Here is a 17,622-nt window from a genome sequence, read left to right as displayed (position 1 = left end):
TGGATTTATACCTGCATGATTATATACATCTGAAAAAGCACTTGTTTGCATTTTCAGCCTTCCCGCAAATACAGGGGCAATCCAAACGAAAACTGGCTGCCCTGATTGTGGTTGCTTCGAATGGAAATCGTCGTATTGTGCAGTTCAAGGATTTTTTTGACGATGGCCAAACCAAGCCCTGAGCCATTTTTATTGACAATGTGATGCGCTTTGTGGTATCGCTCAAAAATAAAGGGGATTTCCGACTCCGGAATGCCCGGCCCTGTATCATTGACAAATACGCGCACGTCTTCCCCTTCCTTACCCATTTGCACTTCAATTTTGCCCATGCCGGGCGTAAATTTTAAGGCATTGTCGATGAGATTCTGCAATACCCGCTCGATCAGCGCGATATCTCCCAGCACAATCGAATGTCCGGTAGGCACATTCATCCGGAGGTCTATCCCTTTTTTCTGGGCGAGCAACTGGTATTTAAAGACAACATCCTGCACCAGTTCGGAAAGAGAAAATGGTTCTTTGCGGAGTTGCACCTGCTCTGCCTCCAGTTTGGAGAGTTCGAAGAGATCGTTGACCAGTTTTTCGAGTTTGTCGATACTGTCAAGAGAAACAGAAACATACCTTTCCCGCTCCGCAGGCAGAAGCGTCGGGCCTTTGATCGAAAGGGTCTCAATATAGCCGCGGATCACGGCAAGCGGAGTCCTGAGATCATGCGACACATTGGCAATCAGCTCCTTGCGCAGATTCTCGATCGCTTCTTTCCGTTTTTTGTCCTCTACAATGGTATCGGCCATTTCGTTGAACGTACGCGAAAGCTGGGCCAGCTCGCCCTCCGCCTTCACCGGAATACGGGCAAATAACTCTCCCGCAGCAAACCGCCTTACGGTCTCAATAATGGTTCTGAGATTTCGGGTAAGCAACCATATCGCAAACAGCCCAACCAGCAGGGAAGCCACCAGGGTAAAGAGAATATTCCGGCCGCTGAGGTTCAGCATAAAATCACCAAACAAATATTTCCCTACCGAAACATATTCCTCACTCGCCAAAACGATATAAACATACCCCATAACCTGGTCATTTTCCACCACGGGAGCCGCCGAAAAAACTTTCTGTGTGCCAGGATTGCGGGGGTCATCGCCGGTAATCATCAGTTCTCCCCGGTTTTGGATAAATTCATCGATAGGATCAAGACTGACGGCAGTGAGTTTGACTTTTTTGTAGGGCGCAACATAGGTGAGAATATTGCCTTTGGGATCGAGAATATACACCTCGATGGCAGGATTGATTGCCATCATCGAATGCATAATTTTGTCCATCGCATCCTTGCTGACTTCGCCATTGAGAAAAGGGGGCACTTCTTTTACCGTATGCTCAGCAATAGATGCATTGAGCCGCTGGTGTTTGTGCAAAAAATATTGCTCCGCAGTCTCAACCGTAATCCAGGTATATGCCGCACCGATTATGATTAGCAGCAGCATAAAAACCGCAGAAATTCGCCAGTACAGGCTGTTGATTATCTTTTTCATGATCCTATCTCATCGTTAAACCTGTAGCCGACGCCCCAGGTGGTGAGTATGTATGTAGGCTGACTGAGGTCGGGTTCTATTTTGGTGCGTAGCCGGTTGATATGGGAATTGACTGTATGTTCGTAGCCGTTAAATTCATATCCCCATACCAGACTCAGCAGCCGGTCGCGGGAATAACTTCTCCCCGGGTGGGAGGCGAGCAGGTATAACAGATCAAATTCTTTAGGTGTGAGTTCGACTCTTTGTCCGGCGACTCTTACCTTGCGGTTTTCGAAGTCAATTTCGAGTTTGCCAAAAGCCAGCGGTTTTTGCGCCTCCGCGGAGGTTTCTTTCCGGATCACCTGCATGCGGCGGAAAATGGCTTTGACTCTGGCGATAAATTCGCGGATGCTGAAGGGTTTGGTGAGGTAGTCATCTGCCCCTGACTCAAGTCCCATTACCTTGTCGATTTCTTCTGAGCGTGCGGTGAGCATGAGGATCGGTGTATGGATTTTTTCCGCGCGGACATTACGGCAAATGTCCATCCCGTCCATACCCGGGAGCATAAGATCGAGTATGATGAGGTCGAAAGTATTTTCGAGCGCATAGGTCAGTCCTTCAGGACCGTGATAGGCTTTCGTGAGTTGGCAGTCCAGGTCGCGGAGGTGAATTTCCAGCAAGTTGACGATGTCCCGGTCGTCTTCGACGAGCAATACTTTTTTCATACCCCCAAATAAGAAAAGTAAGTATCACAAAAGTGTAACGGAAATGACATAAGAGAATAAATGGTTTTTTATCTCATTCGATAAGGAGATAAGCAATATGGCAACGTATATTCGGATGTTGGGCGTCAGCTAAAAAAATGCAAATGGTATACAGAAATCATGAATTTGTGTTAACAGAAACAACCGGCTTACATTGAAATTTGATGATAGAAATTGTCCTATACCTATATGAAACCACTTATTCACCTGAACAGCATTACCGATATCAATGATTTTGCACAATGCACGACCAATCATCCCCTGTTGGCTGTTTTTGATTTTAGTAAGGCCAATCAGTACGGGGAAGAGGAAATTAGTTTAAGTGCTGATTTCTACGCAATAATTTTCAAAAACCATTGCGTAAGTACGATAAAATACGGCCGGCAATCTATCGATTTTCGGGAAGGTAGTTTGGTATGTGTTGGGCCTAAGCAAATCATTACCCTGGGCGGGGAACTGGAGAAAGAAAAAGACGAGGAACATGGTTGGGGATTATTTTTCCATCCCGACTTGTTATATGGCACTTCTTTAGGAAATCATATCCATAATTACACTTTTTTCTCTTACGAAAGATCTGAAGCACTGCACCTTTCCGCCAAAGAAAAGCTAATACTTGAAGGCATCATACAAAAAATAGAAATGGAGTTGCAGGAAAATATTGACCAACACAGTCAAACGCTGCTTGTTTCCAACATCGAGTTGCTTCTGAATTATTGTTCCCGCTATTACGACCGGCAATTCATTACCAGAAAAAGTAGTAATTCCCGGATCGTATCAGAGCTGGAACGATTACTGAAAAACTATTTCAAAAAAGAGAAAAATACTGAATTATCTATACCATCTGTTAAATATTTGGCTGATCACGTGCATCTTTCTCCGAGCTATTTGAGCGATTTGCTCAAAAGAGAAACAGGGATGAACGCCCAGGAACACATTCATTATCATCTCATCGAAACAGCCAAAAACCTGTTGTTAAGTTCTGATGATTCTGTTGGTCAGATAGCTTATTCATTAGGTTTTGAATATCCTCAATATTTCAGCAGGCTCTTCAAGCAAAAAACAGGACTTACTCCTGTTGAATTTAGAAATCATAATTAAAAGCAAAAAAATGGAAGACAACATGAATATCCCCTCTCAGGACAACCGTATTATGATTGTTACGGGAGCCAACGCGGGTCTGGGTTATGAAACCGCTTTATCATTAGCCAAAAAGGGCGCAAAAGTTGTTATGGCTTGCCGTAGCATCACTAAAGCAGAAGCCGCGAAAAACAAAATTGAAAAAGCGCATCCAAATGCTGATCTGGAAATCATGCAAATTGATTTGAGCAGCTTAAAGTCTGTTAGAAATTTCGCCTCTGAATACCAGAAAAAATATGACAAATTAGATGTTTTGATTAATAATGCAGGTGTAATGGCTCCCCCCTATTCCAAAACCGAAGATGGTTTTGAATTACAATTAGGCGCAAATTATCTGGGGCATTTTTTACTCACGGGTTTGTTGTTGGATACCCTCATTAAAACCCCTCATTCAAGAATCGTTACCTTGAGCTCGTTGGTTCATAAAAACGGACAAATCAATTTTGACGATTTACAAAGTGAACAAACATACTCTCCGGCGAAAGCCTATGCACAATCAAAACTCGCATGTTTAATGTTTGCATTTGAATTGCAACGAAGGTTACAAAAAGCGGGTATTCAACATACCATTTCGACGGCATCACATCCGGGAATTGCCGATACAGAATTGAGCAGACATTATCCTAAATGGCTATATCTTTTAGTGAAATATACAATTGCGCCATTTCTAACACATTCTGCCTATGAAGGCGCGAAGCCAACCATTCTGGCTGCCTTAGGAGAGGCAAAGGGTGGAGAGTATTTTGGGCCAACAGGCTATAAGGAGTACAAGGGGAAGGCAGGAAAAGCAACTTTTACGGACTTATCCCAAGATGAAGCCATAGCAAAACAACTCTGGAATGTTTCTGAAGAATTAGTTGGATTCAGCTATTTGTAAGACCGATAAAGTCCAGGAATAAGACTCCGGCAACATACCCGCCGGGGATTTTCATCTGGAGATATTTTACCGGCAAAGGCAATGCAATCCTGATTTATAAGGGGAGTAAAGCGTACCGATAAGGGAGAGAATGTATCCAGACAGCCCCCGCCCGACCTGATAAAAATGAAAATTTCAATTTTCATTTCCCAGCTTTTTCCTAGATTCATCATTTACAATGCCTTATTCCTCAACTAATGCTAAGTAAATATGAAAAAAATAAGCAGGGAAACGTTTATCAAAACAAGCTCGCTGGCTGTTATAGCTGCATTTAACCCACCTAATCTCTTTGGAGAATCATTTACAATCACAGATTCTATTGATGAAGCGATGTTAAGCCGCCTGGTGAAAGCCAACGACACATCGGTCGAACAATTTCTGAAAACCCTGTCATCGACCCGGCAAAGGCAATACTACCGCAACCTCAGCGAATCATTTTCAGTCCTGACAGCCGCTTTTTCTCATCCAAAGTCCTTGTATTATGGCTCAGATGAGGTTCTGAATGCTATGAGTAGTACCATAGACAAATTACGGGCGTTTCAGTATCCGGATGGTACGCTTGATTCCGGAGGAAACCGAAAATCGCCTCCTGATACTGCATTTGTATTGGATTCATTATATCCCGCAGCGCTGATTCTGAAGGAAAATAAGACCAAAGAAATAGACACTGTAAAAAACAAACTTGACAAATTCCTGCTGGCAGCAGGTGAAGGAATCAGGACAGGTGGCGTTCATACCCCCAATCACCGGTGGGAAATATCTGCCACTCTAGCCAAACTTTACAAATTATACGGAGATAAAAAGTATGTCGAGCGGATAGAAGAATGGCTGGCTGATGGCATTTATCAAAATTCAGATGGTAACTATCCCGAAAGAAGCAGAAACTATGCGGTGGTTGAAAATCAGGCCTTTATCACATTGGGTGAAATATTAAACCGTCCGGAACTATTTGAGATCGTTTCCAGAAATCTAACTGCCACTTATTATTATATGGAACCAGATGGCGAACTGGTGAGCCTGGATTCAAGAAGACAGGATCAGTTCAGGCCGATATCCGTTTATCTGAATTATATGGCCTACAGATATATGGCTATCCATGAAAAAAGCGATTTTTTTGCATCAGTTGCACGCGAGGTTGAGCGCCTTGGTGATTTCGACAGATATATTATCAGCAGAGCTTTGCCTTTTTTTATGAGCAGTAAAATTTTGCAAAAAGAAATGCCTAAGGGGAAACCGTTACCCGAGACCTACACACAACATTTTACCGAATCGGATCTGGTCAGAATCAAACGAGGAGCCATCACGGTTTCCATTTTTGGCGGCAATGATCTGCCCCTTACGGTGGCATCCGGGAGATCATGCAACCCCACATTCTTTACATACAGAAAGGGAGCTGCCATTATGGAATATGCACGCCTTTCCACTTCTTTTTTTAACACTGGCTACGTCAGAAGTGCCGGACTAAAAAAGGATGGGAACAGATATACCCTATATGAAAAAAAAGAGGCATACTATTATCATCCCATGCCTGCCGAAAAAAGAAATGAAAAAGGGGATTATCTGCTAAGTCCATCACTTGACGGAAGATTTTGGAGCAAAATGGATTTTGAATCCAGACCCAAAACGACCCTGTCGCTGGAATCAACAATTGTAATCGAGGAAGCTGAAAACGCCTTCAGGATGGAGATTGAGGTTAATGGGGCTGAAAATGTGGAGATTACTTTGGATCTTTGTTTTAAAGACGGTGGAATATTTGAGGGTGCCATGCAGGGAGATAATGAGAAAGACTTCTTCCTGGACGATGGATTTGCGAAATATACCGTCGGAAGTGATACCATTGAAATCGGCCCGGGAAAACACGAACATGCGCGTACCAATGGTTTGGATGGAGAGGTGTATTCCACCCATTTCGGATCCATTAAAGGCGAGGGACAGCATCTTTACATTACCGGTATAGTGCCGTTTAAGCATACCATCACAATCCGGTAGACATAAAAAACATGATTTTCAAAACCAGTGTTTCAACCGTTTACCATTGCTCTTTGGAAAGGGCATTCAAAGCACCCATGTTGTGCGATGTAACGAAGGTTCATACAGGAATGGGGCTCATGCCGCGAATTACCGGAACCTCTGACGAACATAACTGGGGAAAACCCGGCGGTACGAAAAAGGCTTACGCGACAAAATCGTTTATTCAAAAAGGAGGATTTGTTTCCATGGACAAAGTCATTGAGCGAATTGAAAACAAATATTGGAAAATTGAGGTGTACGATTTTCAATCGTGGTTTTTGGGCTTTTCCAAATTTGTCGGTGAGTGGAGTACCCTCGAAATTGAAAAAAATAAAATCCAGATTGATTACGCTTATAGCCTTCATGCAAACAATGTGTTATTATATCCTTTAAACTGGTTGTTTGCGAAGCTTTTTTGGACGACATACATGAAACAAGTTCTGGAAAATGTAAGGAAGCTCGCAGAGGGAAACGAACCCTATCAATACGAATGATGGTAAAATCAGCGATTAGCCGGGAATGAGCTTGTGAGCGTGTTGTGTGGATGCCAATTTTCTCTAAATTAGGAAACACAAACAATAACCATTAGCTACGCCAGCCTATGAAGTACTCTTATCTCCTTCTGCTGATAAGCGCCCTGTGGTGCTGTACGCCCAAAGAAAAGGCAAAAATTCCGGTCATTTTTGATACTGATGCCAACAACGAACTCGACGACCAGCATGCCCTCGCCTATCTGCTCAGCAATGCAGACGTTTTTAACATTCTGGGGGTCTCTGTGAATGCGACCAGAAATGGCGGAGATATCCATCAACAATACCAGGAAGCGCAACGGATTTTGGCGCTATACAATCTGGATGCAAAAATCCCCCTTTTAAAAGGCGCCAATGCCTCTTATCCGCAGATCGATAGCCTTCCTGAAGATGGCATGGAAGCGGTGGAGTTTATGCTTCAAAAGACGAGGGAAAACCCCGGTACGGTAATTATCGCTGTAGGTAAACTTACCACTGTGGCCCGTGCACTCAAAAAGGATCCCGATCTGGCAAACCGCACCCGAATCGTATGGCTGGGCAGCAATTATCCCGAACCCGGTGAATATAACCAGGAAAATGATACCGCAGCCATGAACTACGTGCTCAGTACGCCGGTTCCTTTTGAGATGGTAACCGTAAGATATGGAAAACCCAGCGGCACTGATGCAGTTCGGGCAACACCCCAGGAAATTGCCGACAAAATGCCCGGTGCAGGCCCATTAGCCGAAAAACCAGTGGAGGGCAGAAATGGAGGTAGTTTCACCCATTTCGGGGATTATTCTCTGGACCTGTTCAGCCACATAGACCTGCACGGCAACCCTCCCTCCCGGGCACTTTTTGATATGGTGGCGGTGGCAGTTGTAAAAAATCCGGAATGGGCCGAGAAAACAACCATTCCCGCTCCCATACTCATCAACGATGCCTGGACAGAGCGCCCCGACAATCCAAGAAAAATAGAGGTTTGGGAAAATTTTGAGAAAGAAGCCATTTTGCACGACTTCTATTCCCGAATGAAAAACTATCAGCTCCCATGAAAAAGCTAGTAGTGGTCGGAAGTTCTAATACCGATATGGTTGTAAAAACTGACCGGTTTCCGGTGCCGGGAGAGACCATTCTGGGGGGAGATTTTTTTATGTTTCCCGGAGGGAAAGGCGCAAATCAGGCAGTATCGGCAGCCCGGCTCGGAGGCAATGTAGCGTTTATGTGCGCCTTGGGCGATGATCTGTTTGGCAGACAGGCGCTTAAAAATTATGAAAACGAGGGAATAGATACCGCGCTTGTCCAAACTACTCCTGGTGCAGCATCTGGGGTAGCCTTAATTACCGTAAATGCAGAAGGAGAAAATCAGATCGTGGTTGCTCCCGGCACAAACGCACTCCTGGAAGTGTCATGGCTGGAAAAACACTTTGAAGCGCTGCAGGCAGCAGATTTACTCCTCACCCAACTAGAAACACCCCTTCCTTCGGTAAGTTTCCTGGCACAGCATTTTGGTGAAAAATTAATTCTCAACCCGGCTCCGGCGGCTTTACTTCCTTCAGCCGTTTACCAAAATCTGTATCTCATCACCCCCAACCAGACGGAAGCCTCTTTGTTGACCGGAATACCGGTTAAAGATCTCCCGTCTGCAGCGGATGCGTGCCAGATCCTTTTGAAAAAAGGCTGCCAGGCGGTGATTTTGACGATGGGTGCAGCGGGGGCCTATTATGCCGATTCTCAACAAACCTTTCATATACCCGCACCCCAGGTACATGCAGTGGACAGCACAGCCGCAGGTGATGTTTTTAATGGCGCACTTGCCGTAGCACTTTTGGAGAACCAGGACATAAAAGAAGCGATCCGTTTTGCCTGCCAGGCCGCAGCATTTTCCGTTCAAAAAATGGGGGCACAAGCCTCTGCGCCCTATAGACATCAACTCTAATATCTTCATGGTATGTTTATTCTGGAATCTTATCCTCTGGCTGTAGGTTTCTGTGTCATCACGATGCTGGCATGGGGATCATGGGCCAATACTCAAAAATTAGCCGGATCGAACTGGCGTTTTGAGCTGTTTTACTGGGATTATGTATTGGGTATTATCCTTTTTGCGCTGCTCATGGGTATCAGTGCAGGTTCGGTTGGCACACAGGGGCGACCTTTTTTTGACGACCTGGCACAAGCAGATTCGTCCAGTGTGTTTTCAGCCATAGCGGGCGGAGTTCTCTTTAATCTTGCCAATATCTTATTGGTAGCGGCGATTGCCATAGCGGGTATGTCGGTAGCTTTTCCCGTTGGAATTGGACTGGCACTGGTCATTGGGGTGATCGTCAATTATTTGGATGCGCCTGTGGGAAATGCCGTGTTGTTATTTGGCGGAGTAGGACTTATCACGATCGCAATCCTCCTCAACGCCTACGCCTATCGCAAACTGGCCAGTACCCAAAATCGCGTACCCTCCCGGGGTTTGATTCTATCTTTGGTAGCAGGTGCGCTCATGGGTCTTTTTTATAAATATGTCGCCAATTCCATGTTTCCCGATTTTTCGCAACCAATACCCGGAAAATTAAGCCCATATTCTGCAGTTTTTGTTTTCTCCGCAGGCATTTTGTTAAGCAATTTTATTTTCAATACCTGGCTGATGAAAAAGCCCATATCCGGAGCGCCTTTGTCCTTTCAAAATTATTTTGAGGGCAGCAGAAAAGATCATTTGATGGGCATTTTGGGTGGTATTATCTGGTGCATCGGGATGTCTTTCAGTATTTTGGCATCTGACAAAGCCGGCCCGGCTATTTCCTACGGACTGGGACAGGGAGCTACCATTGTTGCAGCGTGCTGGGGTATTTTTATCTGGAAAGAATTTAAAGAAGCGCCGGCAGGAACAGGAAAAGTACTCAATGTCATGCTGCTTCTATATGTTTTGGGGCTGGCATTGATCATAGTTGCCAGATAAGGAGTACAATTCAGGCGTATAGTGCCGAAGTTTTACTAAATTGTACACCTACATACAAGGCCCCAATGGAAGAGATAAAACTTGCGGTATTAATTGATGGGGATAATATTCCCTCGGCTTATATAAAAGAAATGATGGAGGAAATCGCCAAATACGGAAATCCGACCATCAAACGCATATACGGAGACTGGACCAAACCCAATCTCGGCAAATGGAAAAACCTGCTCCTGGAGAATGCGATTACGCCCATTCAGCAGTATTCCTACACCACAGGCAAAAATGCCACCGACTCGGCGATGATTATCGACGCAATGGATATCCTCTATTCGGAGAAAGTCAACGGATTTTGTCTGGTATCGAGCGACAGCGACTTTACCCGGCTGGCGACCCGATTGCGGGAAGCAGGCATGAAAGTATATGGAATCGGGGAGAAAAAAACGCCTGATCCGTTTATCGTAGCCTGCGACAAATTTATCTACCTCGAAATCCTCGAAAACCAATCTCCTAAAACCGAGTCAGCCGTTTCGAAGGAAAAAACCGGCGGAAAAAGCGGTGTGGACAAAATCACACCCAAGGTGATCAAACTGATCGCCGCGACGATTTCCGACCTCGCCGACGACGAGGGCTGGGCATTTCTGGGAGACGTGGGCAACCTTTTGCAGAAAAAACAACCCAACTTCGACTCCCGAAATTATGGCTACCAGAAACTAACGCCGCTCATTAAGTCTGTCAACAAATTTGAAATTGACCAGCGCGAAAACCAGAAGGGAAATGTGAAACTGATTTATGTGAGGAATAAGGAGTAAACGTTATTTCAATTGATCTATTTCCAGCCAAAATAGCCCTGCATAAGTAGAGACATACAATTTTCCCTGAAAATGTTCAATTGCTGTGATGTAGTTATCTTCCAGTCCCGGATTTTGGAAGGGAATGAGTTCCATTGTATTACCGCTATTCCATTGAAGTTTTCCTATAAATTGGTTTCCATAAAAGTAGATTTCGCCCAAAACCTCCTGATAAGAAAGTTGGCTCACAACTGCATCTGAGAATGTCTGTTTTTTTACCCATCCCATACCATCCGGAGACGCTTCATACAGGTATGTCTGACGCGTACCATACATTTGCCCGTTGTAGCTAAACAGCTCATTAAAGCCCAAATCAGCCACTTTAAGATAGCCATGATCAGGGTGCAGACGATATGTCCATTCGTATCCAGGCATGCTGCGATCATAAAACGAAACCCAGAAATAACCATTCAGGTATTCGATATTTACTAGTTCCATATTCTGTACTACAACATCTGTAAAGACAACCGGGGTAACTTTTCCAGAAGTAATCCGGAAGCTTCCACCCGAATATTGAGTTGTGTCTATGGTCACCCAATAGAATAAAGGATGATTTAGGTCGCTGCTTTTTGCTGGTACCAGAAAGGTAAACTTGCCGTCAAATCCGACCGAACTGGCGCGTCCCTGAAAATACCGGGTCAGAAGAATCTGAGAAGGAATAGTATCGGTCGCAAAATCATAGAAAAACAAAGACGGTTGACTTCCACACCAGGTCTCGATAACCATTGACGAGCTATTATCACTACTCAAAAATCTCAAAATACCAGATGCCGGAAACTTATATTGGACTCCCGTTGTTGAAGAAAAATAGTGAGCTGCCTCATTATTGGGGCTAATAACAGAACATGCATTTTCGCCATAAACCATAAGTTCATCTTCAATTGCAATCAGATTCAATGATCTTTGTACAAAAGAAATGAAGTCTGGATGTTTTTTCCACTCAGCAATTTCGGGGACAACATCCGTTGGCTCATTTTTTTTGCCACAACCAGCAATAAGTGTTAGGGCCAATGCGGTAAATAATAATCTGTGGCAATAGGCGTGTAAAGTATTCATGGAGTTTGCTTTTTTAGGTCTAAAAAACAGATCAGTGAATATTGCAAAAAAATATGAAATTTCTCCCCAATATTGCCAAGAGCGAATCATGAAAAGCCATAAGACAACATGACAAACGAAACCCTCGCCAACGAATTCACCACGATCCGCGGTCAACTCCGTGCCTATATCCTACGGATTACGGCTAGTGTGGAAGATACTGACGATATTGTTCAGGATACTTTTTTAAAAGCATCAGAAAAACTCGGCAGCTTCCGGGGAGATTCTACCCTCAAAACGTGGATTTTTGCCATTGCTTCCAACCTCGCCAAGGACAATCTCCGCGCAAAAAAACGCTGGCCGGAAAATGTAACAGACATTTGCAAAGAAGCGGCCATGGCCAACCGGGAGTTTTTCCAGGAGGCGATGAATATCCGGATGACTTCGCCGCAGGGCGCATTCGAAATCAAAGAGCATATCACTTTTTGTTTTACCTGTATATCCAAATCATTACCGCTAGAACAACAAATCTGCCTGTATCTCAAAGAGGTATATGAATTTAAGGTGAGTGAAATTGCCCGGATTGTGGATATTTCGGAAGCAATGGTGAAATACTACCTGCATACGGGAAGGACGAAAATGATCGGGATATTTGATGGGCGATGTGCGCTGATCAACAAGGAAGGCGTTTGCCATCAATGTTCGGAGTTGAATGGAATATTTAACCCCAAACAAAAAACACAGGAAGAACTCGTCAAAATTGATATGGCCAGAGAAGCTGACAACACAGACAAGGAGCATCTTTTTGATCTGCGAATGAAAATCATTCAGGGTATCGACCCTTTTGAATCGGGTGCTGCGGAGCTACAACTTCATCATCTGGCTCACAACCGGCAGGTGATGGAAAAATTTTTAGAAAAAAGTGAAATTTAGCCTATCGTTTTGTTGGGCTGTTGCGTCAAAGATTCAGAAATAAAAAAATCTGATACTAATTCTAAAAACTATGTCAACATCCAACACTACAAAACACACTGCTAAGGCTGTAACCATAAAAAAAACTTTTAGTCGGGAAACCACTATCAGCATCAACATCAAAGCCGATCCGGCGATTATTTGGTCATTGCTGACAAATGCCAGTGATTTCCCGAGGTGGAATTCTACTGTGATTTCGATAGAAGGCAATATCAAAAAAGGAGAGAAAATAAAGCTGAAGTCAACGCTCGATCCTAAACGCACTTTTAAGCTGAAGATTAAAGAACTGGAGCCAGAAAAACGACTGGTTTGGGGAGATGGTCAGGGAAACCGCATTTACACCCTGGCTACCCAGGCAAATGGAATGGTTACATTCTCCATGGTCGAAAAGATCGGCAGCCCGATGTTTCCCTTGTATGCCAAATATATTCCGTCTTTTGACCAGTCATTTGAGCAATTTGCCGCTGATCTGAAAAAAGAGACTGAAACGATTGCCGCTACAAAATAAAACATTTCTACCTGTACAAGAATCTAAAAATCACTACAATGAAACATAAAATCGGAACCAAAACACAGCCAATTCAGCTCAAAACGCCGCCATTAACCTCCGACTACACGATGCATGTGGAGGAAAAAGACGGCCAGGAAATCCTGGTCTGTACCGTAGGCAAAACCGTTTTGTTTTACAATATCAACTGCCTGGAAGACCTCCACGCCATGCTCAAAGCCCATGGAGACTGGATGGAGCTCGGCAGCGCTGATGAGCAAAAACACGCTAAGGAAGGAACTGTTGAGGCCTGGGGCCGCTCGGAAGCTAACCCTGTCGGCGGCTGGTACGGGATGAAAAAAGGCCTTCGAGGACGATTTGGCATGTACATTCCCCCGCTGATGGAAGCACTCGGTCTTGCTGAAGTAACCCATGACGCCAGAGGCAATAAGATGCGGGCGAAGTAGCCGCGAAGTTTTTTTATTGGGGGAAAGAAGATATTTTGGCGGAACAGAAACCGAATCCATGAAAGTATTTCTATTTCCCCTTTTGGCCTCTTTTCTCTTCATTGGATGTGCTGAAAAAAGCGTACAGACCAACCTGCCTGTCCCTTCTGCCGGAAAGATCGAGCGGCTGGAGAACTTCCCCTCCCAATATATTCCCGCCCGGAATGTAGATATATGGCTGCCTGAAGGCTATAACCCGGCAGAAAAGTATGCGGTTCTCTATATGCACGATGGGCAAATGTTGTACGACGCAGGCACCACCTGGAACCAACAGGAATGGGGAGTGGACGAAACCATCAGCCGGTTGATTGCGGAACAAAAAATCATGCCGTGCATTGTGGTGGGTGTCTGGAATGGCGGCAGTCTGAGACATTCCGAATATTTCCCGCAAAAGCCATTTGAAAGCCTTCCGGTTGCATTTCGCGATTCATTGCTTCATGAGGCAAAACGAAATGGAGAAACGCCTTTGTTTGCTGCGGAGGTGTATTCAGACCTGTATCTAAAATTTCTGACGACAGAGTTAAAGCCTCATATCGACAGTACGTACGCCACTTATGCAGACAGAGCAAACACCTTTATCGCAGGGTCGAGCATGGGCGGACTGATCTCCATGTATGCAATCTGCGAATATCCCGACATATTTGGCGGGGCGGCGTGTTTGTCAACCCATTGGCCGGGTTTTTTTGTAGCGGAAAACAACCCCGTTCCCCAGGCATTTGCCGATTACATGCGTGCGCATTTACCAGATCCTGCCACACATAAAATCTATTTTGACTACGGGACAGAAACCCTTGACGCTATGTACGAGCCCTTCCAGCTGCGGATAGACACTTTGATGCAGCACCACGGGTATGACACACTCAACTGGCAAACCCTGAAATTTCAGGGAGATGACCACTCCGAAAATGCCTGGAGAAAAAGGTTTGAATTACCGGTTACGTTTTTGTTGGGGAAATGAAACTGGGATGATTTTCGTTTATCCTATCGCTTCTTTTGCCACCTCCACAGCATTAGAATAGATACCACCTATCCGTTCGTTAACTTTTTTTACCGTCAGTTTTGCGGAATCATAATCATTATATACAGCCATTAAGGTGTCTGATATTTGTTTCCCTTCTGTCTCGTCAATTTCAAAAACCCAGTCAGATAGGTTTAGGTCATAGTACATTTGCCCCTTGATCGTATCAGTGGGTTGCCGGAGGTAAAAGGCAGGCGTACCGTTGGCGATAGCCATAATCGGAGAATGACACTCACAACTCAGCACTGTATGGGCATGTAAATAGACAGAAGCCGCTTCATCAGGCATCCAATACCCTCTTTTTACTACAAACGGTTTTACATCTTCAGGCAGCGGATCTAACAGCAATTCATCCATAATATCAACCTGATAGGTCATTTCCGGGCAGATAAGCACTTTGTTACCCGTTTCCCTTACCCATGTGATCATCGCCTCTCTAAGTTTAGCGTGGTCTTTTTCTTTGGTCTCTGCATTGACGCTTTCTACCATTTGGATACGCTCCTCCGTCCAATCGACTTTTCTGATCTTGTGATAGGGTGTATATCTCAGCCGGGGAATCGCGCAGATGATTTTTTTTTCTTCCAGCCCATGTTCCTGGAGAAACTGTTGTGCTTTTGCCTCATCATGCAGGTTTAAAAAGAAGGTCGCATCGGGGGCAAATGAGATATGTTCACCTGTAATTCCGGCTTCTTCCAATGCTTTTATAGAGGCGGTTTCCCGGGTATAGATAAATGATGCCTTTTGCAGCAAAACCTTCAGGTTATCATTAATTGTCTGGATTGTAGTACCAAATATGCCGAAGGGTTTATTACTATGTTTTACCCATGCTTCAAGGTTTACCTGGCCCACCACAGACGGACCGGAACCATGGATCATCAGGTCAGCGGAATCGAAGGCGGCAAGTACCTCAGGGCTATCGACATTTTTTTCCTGATCTACCTCTCCGAAGATAATTTTCACCTTGGGAAAACTTTCATTCAGCAATTTTTTCACCTCTTCACCTGCACTTTTTTTCCACAGGATAATATTTGCTTCTGGCAGGAAGGTTTCAAGGATATGTAGAAGACCCGGTGTATGGGCAATGTCGCCAATGTTCACATCCTGCCACCCGGAGATGACTAAAAGCGTAGGATCAGGCTTTGAGCAACCTTGCATCACAAAAGGAATCAGCAGCGATCCCATGGAATAAAGCCCTGTATCTTTTATAAAATTTCTGCGGTTCATAACAATGGTTGGTTTTGTGATAAGAAGTTATTGGGGGTAGCCGGGGTTTTGCTGAATGGCAGCACCGGTATTTGAATCAATAAACTTTTGCGGTATCGGCCACAGCTCATTGTGGGGTTGAATAGTATTTCCTGAAGGCGGATTGTATTTTTTCACCCTTTCATACAATAAACCCATTCTTTGCAATGTCCTTCTCCGGGGTTCTTCGACGATTAATTCCCGGGCACGCTCGTCCAGTAAGAAGTCGATATCTATCTCTCCGGAAGAAACAGGAATCGCTGCGGCACGGTTTCTTAGGATATTGATATCATCTGCGGCGCTTTGCAAATCTCCTTTACGGAGAAAGGCTTCAGCACGCAGCAAATAAGTTTCGGCCAGGCGAATCCTGATAATATCATTTCCTGATCTTCCGCTTACAGGGTCATCGTTAAAAGGAATACCATCAATTTTCCTGATCCATGGATAGTACATCCGCAAAGTATCCAGAATCTGGGTTGTGAGAGTACCATCTTCCAGTGCCACCACCAGTTTCCCATTGCTGTCCCGCCCTGTCAGTATTTTTTTACCAAAATACTCCGGATCTTCCGGGTTGTTGTAATAAAACTCCCGGCGGATATTGTATTTGGAATTTCTCATGTCATTGGGATCCAGTTTCCAGACATCGTATTTAAAATAGTTGGTCGGTGAATTTACACCAATTCCTCTCTGCAAACTGTCTGACCGAAGATTGATCACACCATTTGGTGTGCGAATACGATCCTGCTCAGGCGCCCACCATCGCGGGTTGATGTTACCCTCTCCGTTGCCAATACCACCACCCAGCGTAAAACTTTCAAATTGCCAGGCGAAAATGACTTCAAGGTTGCCGGAAGAACGATTTTGTTGATTGCCCCAAAATAAATCGGAGAATACATCACCGGGCCGACTGAGGTCACCAAAACGCTCTGTCATCAACTGGTATTGGCCGGCTTCGCCATTAATGACCTTGTTGGCAGCAGCAATGGATTTATCATAAAAAGAAACATCACCTGTTTCCATTGCCAGACTAATATAAACTTCTGCCAGTAGATGATAGGCAGCAGCTTTATAAATACGGCCATCTGATACGTTTTCAACTACCGGCAAATCAGCTGCGGCAGCTTCCAGATCATTTATAGCAAAGCGTAACACTTCTTCTTTCGTTGCCCGCTGATAGTCAAACTTGGGTTCGGTTATCTGAAAATCAACAATGGGCACACCGCCATACAAAACGGCTAAAACATTGTAGGTGTAACCTCTGAAAAATTTTGCCTGAGCGGCAATATATGCGCGTTGAGATTCTTCAATTTTGACTTCAGGCTTATTGATATTGTCAAGGATAAAATTACACTGCCGGACCATACTTTTGTAAGCCCAATCCCAATATCCGACCACGGGGTCAAACTGAGAATTCAGCAAAGTGTAATCTTTGAAACCTCTTCCATCCGGACGCCCCCACTCGACGATATCTGTGCCGAGATTCATATAGTCAAAGTTGACACCTCCAATGGCATGCTCTTCCCTGGCAGCCTGGTAGAGGGCGACTACTGCTGTATTAAATCCGGCCTCATCTACAAGAAGATTTTCAGGACTAAAACGGTCCAGCGGAACCTCATCGAGAAAAGACTCATTACAACTGATAAATAACTGGGAGAAACAAACCATCCCGATAAGAAAGAATACTTTTTCCGTGTATGACTTAAAAATTATATATTTTTCCATAAGATGATGC

Annotated in this window: 17 protein-coding genes; 12 read left to right on the top strand and 5 right to left on the bottom strand. The window is 44.6% G+C overall.

Features of this window, described 5'->3' with window-relative positions:
- Positions 1-53: 53 nt before the first annotated feature.
- Together R3D00_07200 and R3D00_07195 are read right to left on the bottom strand one after the other, a co-directional pair.
- Positions 54-1,523 (bottom strand): HAMP domain-containing sensor histidine kinase, encoded by a 1,470-nt coding sequence (locus tag R3D00_07200; protein MEZ4772951.1) that lies wholly within the window; start codon positions 1,521-1,523, stop codon positions 54-56.
- Positions 1,520-2,227, bottom strand: coding sequence for a response regulator transcription factor (locus tag R3D00_07195; protein ID MEZ4772950.1), 708 nt, complete (start codon positions 2,225-2,227; stop codon positions 1,520-1,522). Before R3D00_07195 ends, R3D00_07200 begins: the two co-directional genes overlap by 4 nt.
- A gap of 228 nt (positions 2,228-2,455) precedes the next feature.
- Between R3D00_07195 and R3D00_07190 the strand changes: the two genes are divergently transcribed.
- The 8 genes from R3D00_07190 (at position 2,456) to R3D00_07155 (ending at position 10,591) form a co-directional block, all read left to right on the top strand.
- Positions 2,456-3,364: a helix-turn-helix transcriptional regulator gene (locus R3D00_07190; protein MEZ4772949.1), complete on the top strand. Its 909-nt coding sequence runs from the start codon at positions 2,456-2,458 to the stop codon at positions 3,362-3,364.
- Entirely contained in the window at positions 3,285-4,280 is a 996-nt protein-coding gene (locus tag R3D00_07185; protein ID MEZ4772948.1) for an oxidoreductase, read from the top strand. The genes R3D00_07190 and R3D00_07185 overlap by 80 nt, the downstream gene beginning before the upstream one ends.
- 249 nt (positions 4,281-4,529) lie before the next feature.
- Positions 4,530-6,308, top strand: a complete 1,779-nt coding sequence (locus tag R3D00_07180) for a hypothetical protein (GenBank protein MEZ4772947.1) — start codon at positions 4,530-4,532, stop codon at positions 6,306-6,308.
- Positions 6,309-6,319: 11 nt separating this feature from the next.
- On the top strand, positions 6,320-6,823 hold the full coding sequence (locus tag R3D00_07175; GenBank protein MEZ4772946.1) for a hypothetical protein: 504 nt from the start codon (positions 6,320-6,322) through the stop codon (positions 6,821-6,823).
- Positions 6,824-6,930: 107 nt separating this feature from the next.
- Complete coding sequence (locus tag R3D00_07170; GenBank protein MEZ4772945.1) at positions 6,931-7,893, top strand: nucleoside hydrolase; 963 nt, start codon at positions 6,931-6,933, stop codon at positions 7,891-7,893.
- Positions 7,890-8,777, top strand: a complete 888-nt coding sequence (rbsK, locus tag R3D00_07165; GenBank protein MEZ4772944.1) for a ribokinase — start codon at positions 7,890-7,892, stop codon at positions 8,775-8,777. The genes R3D00_07170 and rbsK overlap by 4 nt, the downstream gene beginning before the upstream one ends.
- A 12-nt stretch (positions 8,778-8,789) precedes the next feature.
- On the top strand, positions 8,790-9,785 hold the full coding sequence (locus tag R3D00_07160) for a GRP family sugar transporter (protein MEZ4772943.1): 996 nt from the start codon (positions 8,790-8,792) through the stop codon (positions 9,783-9,785).
- A 65-nt stretch (positions 9,786-9,850) separates the two neighbouring features.
- Positions 9,851-10,591 (top strand): NYN domain-containing protein, encoded by a 741-nt coding sequence (locus R3D00_07155; GenBank protein ID MEZ4772942.1) that lies wholly within the window; start codon positions 9,851-9,853, stop codon positions 10,589-10,591.
- Between the two features lie 3 nt (positions 10,592-10,594).
- Here the strand turns inward: R3D00_07155 and R3D00_07150 are convergent, their stop codons facing one another.
- Positions 10,595-11,686 (bottom strand): hypothetical protein, encoded by a 1,092-nt coding sequence (locus R3D00_07150; GenBank protein ID MEZ4772941.1) that lies wholly within the window; start codon positions 11,684-11,686, stop codon positions 10,595-10,597.
- A gap of 108 nt (positions 11,687-11,794) precedes the next feature.
- Here R3D00_07150 and R3D00_07145 point away from each other — a divergent pair, with 108 nt between their 5' ends.
- The 4 genes from R3D00_07145 (at position 11,795) to R3D00_07130 (ending at position 14,588) form a co-directional block, all read left to right on the top strand.
- Positions 11,795-12,598 (top strand): RNA polymerase sigma factor, encoded by an 804-nt coding sequence (locus R3D00_07145; GenBank protein MEZ4772940.1) that lies wholly within the window; start codon positions 11,795-11,797, stop codon positions 12,596-12,598.
- A gap of 70 nt (positions 12,599-12,668) precedes the next feature.
- The gene (locus R3D00_07140; protein ID MEZ4772939.1) at positions 12,669-13,145 is read left to right on the top strand and encodes an SRPBCC domain-containing protein; all 477 of its coding nucleotides are present in this window, start codon (positions 12,669-12,671) and stop codon (positions 13,143-13,145) included.
- A gap of 38 nt (positions 13,146-13,183) precedes the next feature.
- Positions 13,184-13,591, top strand: a complete 408-nt coding sequence (locus tag R3D00_07135; protein MEZ4772938.1) for a hypothetical protein — start codon at positions 13,184-13,186, stop codon at positions 13,589-13,591.
- Between the two features lie 58 nt (positions 13,592-13,649).
- Positions 13,650-14,588 (top strand): alpha/beta hydrolase-fold protein, encoded by a 939-nt coding sequence (locus tag R3D00_07130; GenBank protein ID MEZ4772937.1) that lies wholly within the window; start codon positions 13,650-13,652, stop codon positions 14,586-14,588.
- Positions 14,589-14,606: 18 nt separating this feature from the next.
- Here R3D00_07130 and R3D00_07125 read toward each other — a convergent pair whose 3' ends face one another.
- Both R3D00_07125 and R3D00_07120 read right to left on the bottom strand, forming a co-directional pair.
- Positions 14,607-15,872, bottom strand: a complete 1,266-nt coding sequence (locus tag R3D00_07125; protein ID MEZ4772936.1) for a polysaccharide pyruvyl transferase family protein — start codon at positions 15,870-15,872, stop codon at positions 14,607-14,609.
- A gap of 27 nt (positions 15,873-15,899) precedes the next feature.
- Positions 15,900-17,612, bottom strand: coding sequence for a RagB/SusD family nutrient uptake outer membrane protein (locus R3D00_07120; protein MEZ4772935.1), 1,713 nt, complete (start codon positions 17,610-17,612; stop codon positions 15,900-15,902).
- Between the last annotated feature and the right edge of the window lie 10 nt (positions 17,613-17,622).

It is taken from the genome of Bacteroidia bacterium, assembly GCA_041391665.1.
Taxonomy (GTDB): domain Bacteria; phylum Bacteroidota; class Bacteroidia; order J057; family J057; genus JAGQVA01.
This window is presented reverse-complemented; position numbering and strand designations above follow the sequence as displayed.